Source organism: Synechococcus sp. CS-1328 (assembly GCF_025128095.1).
Taxonomy (GTDB): Bacteria; Cyanobacteriota; Cyanobacteriia; order PCC-6307; family Cyanobiaceae; genus CBW1002.
Genome location: NZ_JAHLYT010000028.1, coordinates 1 through 4,850 on the forward strand (window position 1 = coordinate 1; position 4,850 = coordinate 4,850).

Annotated in this window: 5 protein-coding genes and 1 pseudogene; 5 read left to right on the plus strand and 1 reads right to left on the minus strand. The window is 55.6% G+C overall.

The genetic code is table 11. The features are described 5' to 3' along the window. Positions 1–202: 202 nt before the first annotated feature. From KQ310_RS04290 to KQ310_RS04300, 3 genes are all read left to right on the plus strand, one after another. Positions 203–454, plus strand: coding sequence for a hypothetical protein (locus KQ310_RS04290; protein ID WP_259720550.1), 252 nt, complete (start codon positions 203–205; stop codon positions 452–454). Between the two features lie 198 nt (positions 455–652). Further along, positions 653–1,297 carry a hypothetical protein gene (locus KQ310_RS04295; RefSeq protein WP_259720551.1) on the plus strand — a complete coding sequence of 215 codons (645 nt, stop codon included), beginning with the start codon at positions 653–655 and terminating at the stop codon, positions 1,295–1,297. Between the two features lie 161 nt (positions 1,298–1,458). Continuing rightward, complete coding sequence (locus KQ310_RS04300) at positions 1,459–1,959, plus strand: bifunctional 2-polyprenyl-6-hydroxyphenol methylase/3-demethylubiquinol 3-O-methyltransferase UbiG (RefSeq protein ID WP_259720552.1); 501 nt, start codon at positions 1,459–1,461, stop codon at positions 1,957–1,959. Positions 1,960–2,242: 283 nt separating this feature from the next. Here the strand turns inward: KQ310_RS04300 and KQ310_RS04305 are convergent. Further along, a pseudogene (locus KQ310_RS04305) lies at positions 2,243–2,465 on the minus strand (hypothetical protein); the annotation flags it as partial. A gap of 369 nt (positions 2,466–2,834) precedes the next feature. Here KQ310_RS04305 and KQ310_RS04310 point away from each other — a divergent pair. Together KQ310_RS04310 and KQ310_RS04315 are read left to right on the plus strand one after the other, a co-directional pair. Next, positions 2,835–3,746 carry a magnesium transporter CorA family protein gene (locus tag KQ310_RS04310; RefSeq protein WP_259720553.1) on the plus strand — a complete coding sequence of 304 codons (912 nt, stop codon included), beginning with the start codon at positions 2,835–2,837 and terminating at the stop codon, positions 3,744–3,746. Positions 3,747–3,943: 197 nt separating this feature from the next. Beyond that, a complete protein-coding gene (locus KQ310_RS04315) occupies positions 3,944–4,732 on the plus strand; it encodes a SulP family inorganic anion transporter (protein ID WP_259720554.1) in 789 nt (262 codons plus the stop codon). The last annotated feature ends 118 nt before the right edge of the window (positions 4,733–4,850 follow it).

Below are 4,850 nucleotides of genomic sequence, written 5' to 3' on the forward strand. Positions count from 1 at the left end.
CTTGCTTCAGCGACGCCTGATGCTTGAGATCAATTGCGCTACGTACAATTTCAGCGAGCCAGCGCGAAAACATCAATTCGCTGCTTTCCCAGTCTGATTCCGGCCTGGCTTCCCATCGTGGTGGGAAAGCCCTCGATTTTAGTCCGACGATCTATGCGCGACAGGCTCCTAGAGTGAAAGTGTGGCTGCTATAGCTTCGTCAGTGATTCGCCTTGTTCCCTTTGCTGCTCTTGTCATGCTTGCCGGCTGCGCGGCACCCGATGCGAAGGCTCTGAAGACAATTGCCTGTGAGCATGCTGCCACCACAATCGATCTGCAATCCGTTGCGCAGCTCGATGCCCTGCGCAAGGCTCTTGGTGTGGCGCCGGATGTGGATCCGATCCGTACCTGCAGGGAGCTGGGAGCGAACATGGACCCCCGCAGAGAGGCTCCGGTAACTTCCGAATCCAATTGACTGCGTCTGTGGATGCCACGCTTTTCGCTCCTCAGGAGAGCTATGCATCAACGCAGGCCTGGAGCCGGGACGTGTCACTGGGGCTGGTGGCCTGATCGGGCAGGCAACGGTTTAGCCGGTTATCTCGTCTCACCAGCACTTCTCGGACTGGCGCTGGGCAATATCAGCCTGGCACCGGCCCATGCCGCTCCCCGCCAGGTGATTCTGCTTCGCCATGGCGACAAGGTGGAGTCGGGGGACGGAAACTACAACCTCTCGATCAATGGTTTCCTGCGCGCGATCAATCTGGCCCGTCTGATTCCCGCCTGCTTCGGGCCACCCACCCACATCCGGACGTTCTTTCTCAACCCCGTTTCCAGCAAGAACGCCCGCAGTTACCAGAGCGCTGTTCCTTTGAGAGTGGCCACCGGGATCAATATTTCCATTGCCCAGGTGTCGCGGGACGATTCCTTTCTGGATGGCCAGGAGCTCCTCCGCCAGCCGGCGTATCGCAACGGCAATGTGGTGCTGTTCTGGGAGCACCGCCGAATGCCCGAGCTGGCCAGGGGGCTTGGCTGGCCCTCGATGCCCACGATCGGACCGATGGAGTTCGACCAGATCTTTGTGTTGCGCTATGAGACGCCAGGTGCTCCCCCCCAGGTGGAAAGCCTCAGTCAGGAGAAGTTGTTTCAGACTGCCTGTTTCCGCCATAGTCACTCGCCGCTGCCTCCGGTTCCCCTGCCCACTGGAGAGGCAGCCCCATCGCTTGGTGCATGGAATTCGACCGCAGCGCTGATGCAGATCCAGTCAGAATGCAGTGCCTGGATCGGGGTTGACCGAGATTCCGATCTTCCAGTATGCTAGAGGTTTACTCTGTTGTCTGAATAAGATTTTCCTCTGTCTCTAGGGCGATTCAGAGTAGAGGCGGAGACCTCCACAGTCTGCGCAAGCGAGGACATTTTGGCTCCCTCTTCAGTGCTGGCCAGTACTACAGGGCCTACAGAATGGTGCTGCACTCTGCACCCTTGCACCTTCCCATCCTGGACTGGGGATGCGGGAATGGCCATATCTCCTGTTTTCTGCTGGAGGCGGGCTACACCCAGATTCATTGCTATGCCTTCAGGCCGCCAGCTCTCATTAGCTCCGATGCATGTCGTGATGGCCGAGTGACCATTCACGTGGCCAACAAGCGCCATGGAAGCAGTATCCCTCTGCCCTCCTGCTCTTTCCAGACGGTGCTTTCCATCGGTGTGCTTGAGCATGTGCGGGAGACTGGAGGGACAGAGATCGAAAGCCTGCGGGAAATCAACCGAATCCTTCGAGATGGCGGCAGGCTGATTGGCTACCACCTCCCCAACGTGCTTAGCCCCATTGAGGCGCTCTCAAGACTGCTGCCTGGAAAGTATCATCATCAATATCTATTCCGCCGCAATCAGGTCGTCAATCTGTTAGATCAGGCTGGGTTTTCTGTGAGTTCATCACCCTCTATGGGTTCCTGCCCAGGAATCTGTTCTCGGGGCCTCTGAGCTGTCTTGGAAATCAAGTTTTCATATGTCATGGCCTGGAGTATCTCGATCGGATTCTCTCGTTTCTCTTCAGGCCATTCTGCCAGAACTTTGCCTTTGTTGCGATAAAATCTGGCGAACCGAAGTGACTGCCTTTTGCCCAAGCTGCCAAAAGGTAGATCTATCTATTTCTTGAACAGAATTCATGCGCCCCTGATCCTCAGCGACTCTCTGTCGCTGGTGCTGATCAAGCTGGAGTTTTACAGGCTGCGGCTGTTGCTTTGCACGATGCCGGCAGTCGAACCCTCCCAGTAGCGCCCGTGGCCTCTGTGATGCGGCAATCGACGATCAGGTTCATGTCTGTTGTCCATGAGGACATGTCCCCGATAGCTCAGCTGCGCTGCATGGGCAGTGGATTTCCAGGCCAGCAAGGCAACTGCTTCGGTGAAGACTGCGTTTACAGTATCGGTGCTGTAGCAGTGGGTCTTATTGCTGAGTTTGATACCGCAAAAGTCACCCTGGGAGCGTGTTGCACATAGGTTATTTCGATTCGTGGCGGGAAAGTACTCGGTACTGTCTGACGATCTATGCGCGATAGGATCTTATAGAGCTTAGAAGTAAAGCTCTTCCGGCCGTTGTGAAAGGCCGCCAAGGCGGCCTCTTTTCGCCAATGCTGCTTGAAGATCGCATCCCAGTCGCTGAACGCTCCCCAACATGGAGGCCTGCTCGGAATGGGGAGTCCAGACGCGGAACGACACACCATTAGAGGATAGAGCCCAAGCTTAGAATTACTGGCATCTGCCCGCTATGGCCATGATTTAAGAACGTAATCAGGGGACTTCCATTTCACGCTATTTCTCATCCTACTCTGGTTGTTCACCTCCGCTCTAGGCGACTTGTCCCGCTCCTTCTTTTTTCAGATCTGCAACAACGGCCCCCCGAAGCGGTTTGAGACGGCTGATTCGGCCGTTGAAGCAGCGGAAGGAAATGGCTTTGCCTGGTTGCACTATGTCGGTCCAACACGAAAGGAACTCTCTGGACTCGTTGAGCTACTCGGGCTCCATTCCCTATCGATTGAAGATTGCCTTGATGACAATCAGATCCCCAAGATCGACGACTTTCCGGAAAGCACTCTCATTCTTTCTAACATCTTTGAGTATCACAAAGGCGTGCTGGGCGTTGGTGAAGTCAATATGTTCATCGACGACAAGTTCTTCGCTAGCATCAGTCACCTCAATTCCATGCAGCGGCCATATCTTGATGAGATTCAGTATTTTGTCGAAAAGAACATTGAAGGAGCCCGGTGTGGCCCTTCCTATGTCATGCACTTAATTCTTGACTACATTGTAGACCATAAGTTTGTTGCTATTGAGGCCATCGAAGACGAGTTAGACGATGTGGAAGGAGCGCTGATCTCAGACGCCGCAAGCTTCAAGCCGGCAGAATTGATCAGGTTTCGGCGCTATCTTTTGAGGCTGCGAAAGAGCCTATTTCACGAGCGCGAGATCCTTAATAAGATATGCCGAAAGGATTGCCGATTTATTTCGGAGCAATCTATCTATCATTATCGCGACATCTATGATCACCTTGTCCGTTCCTACGAGCTGACCGAGTCGTATCGGGACATCGTTGCTAGCCTGATGGAAGTGTATCTGTCTATGCTCAACAACGAAATGGCCAAGGCGGCTAATGAGACGAATATGACAGTCAGGCGGCTGACACTCATCACTACAATTTTCATGCCGTTGACACTGCTTGCCGGAATTGGGGGGGATGTCCGAATGGTCGATGATCACAGGCCCCGATAACTGGCGTGTGTCCTATCCAGCATTCATGCTCGGCATGGTCTTCCTGGGTTTGGCAAGTTACTACTTCCTCAGTCGGTTGGATTGGAAGCGAGCCGGTCCGAAGCGAAACAGGCATCTTTGACATGAGCGCGTCCACACCCCCTCCATCGCCCCTCGCTCCATCTCCCAATCCAGGCAGCAAGCGAAGAAAAACCTCCATGGGATGGAGGCGATGGGTCCCTGGACTGTCTGCCATCCGCCAGTACAAGATCGCCTGGCTCCGCCATGACATCGGAGCCGGCCTGGCGTTGACGGCAGTTCTACTACCGGTTGGCATTGCCTACGCGGTTGCTTCCAGTGTTCCGGCGATCTGTGGTCTGTACGCAACCATTTTCGGCCTGCTCGCCTATGCCTTGTTCGGCCCCAGCCGGATGCTGGTCCTGGGACCGGACTCTTCACTCGTCACCCTCATCCTCGGCATCGTGCTGCCGCTGTCTGCGGGTGATCCTCAGCGCGCCATGGCACTGGCCGGGATGTTGGCAATCGTCTCAGGCAGTCTGTGCGTTCTGGCAGGATCCGCTCGCCTGGGTTTCATCACCGAGTTGCTCTCCAAGCCGATCCGTTACGGCTATATGAACGGCATCGCCCTGACCGTGCTGGTCAGCCAGGTGCCGCCCTTGTTTGGTTTCACGGTCAAGGGCGACGGGCTGCTGAATGAAGCGCAAGCCATTGTGTCAGCGGTTCTGGCCGGAAGGACGAACGGGGTAGCGCTGGCCCTTGGCCTCGGCACCTTGCTGATGATCGGGCTCCTCAGACACAGCAGGCGTGTCCCGGGAGTTCTGCTGAGCGTCGTGGCAACGACAGTCATCGTCACAGCCCTCAATCTTGCGACCCGATTCGGTGTGACGGTGCTCGGTCCACTTCCCAGAGGTCTACCCGCCCTGGCTGTTCCCTCCATCAACACGGGCGAGATCGTGCCGGTGTTGCTAGGAGCCTGTCGCGCATAGATCGTCGGACAAAAATCGAGGGCTTTCCCACCACGATGGGAAGCCAGGCCGGAATCAGACTGGGAAAGCAGCGAATTGATGTTTTCGCGCTGGCTCGCTGAAATTGTACGTAGCGCAA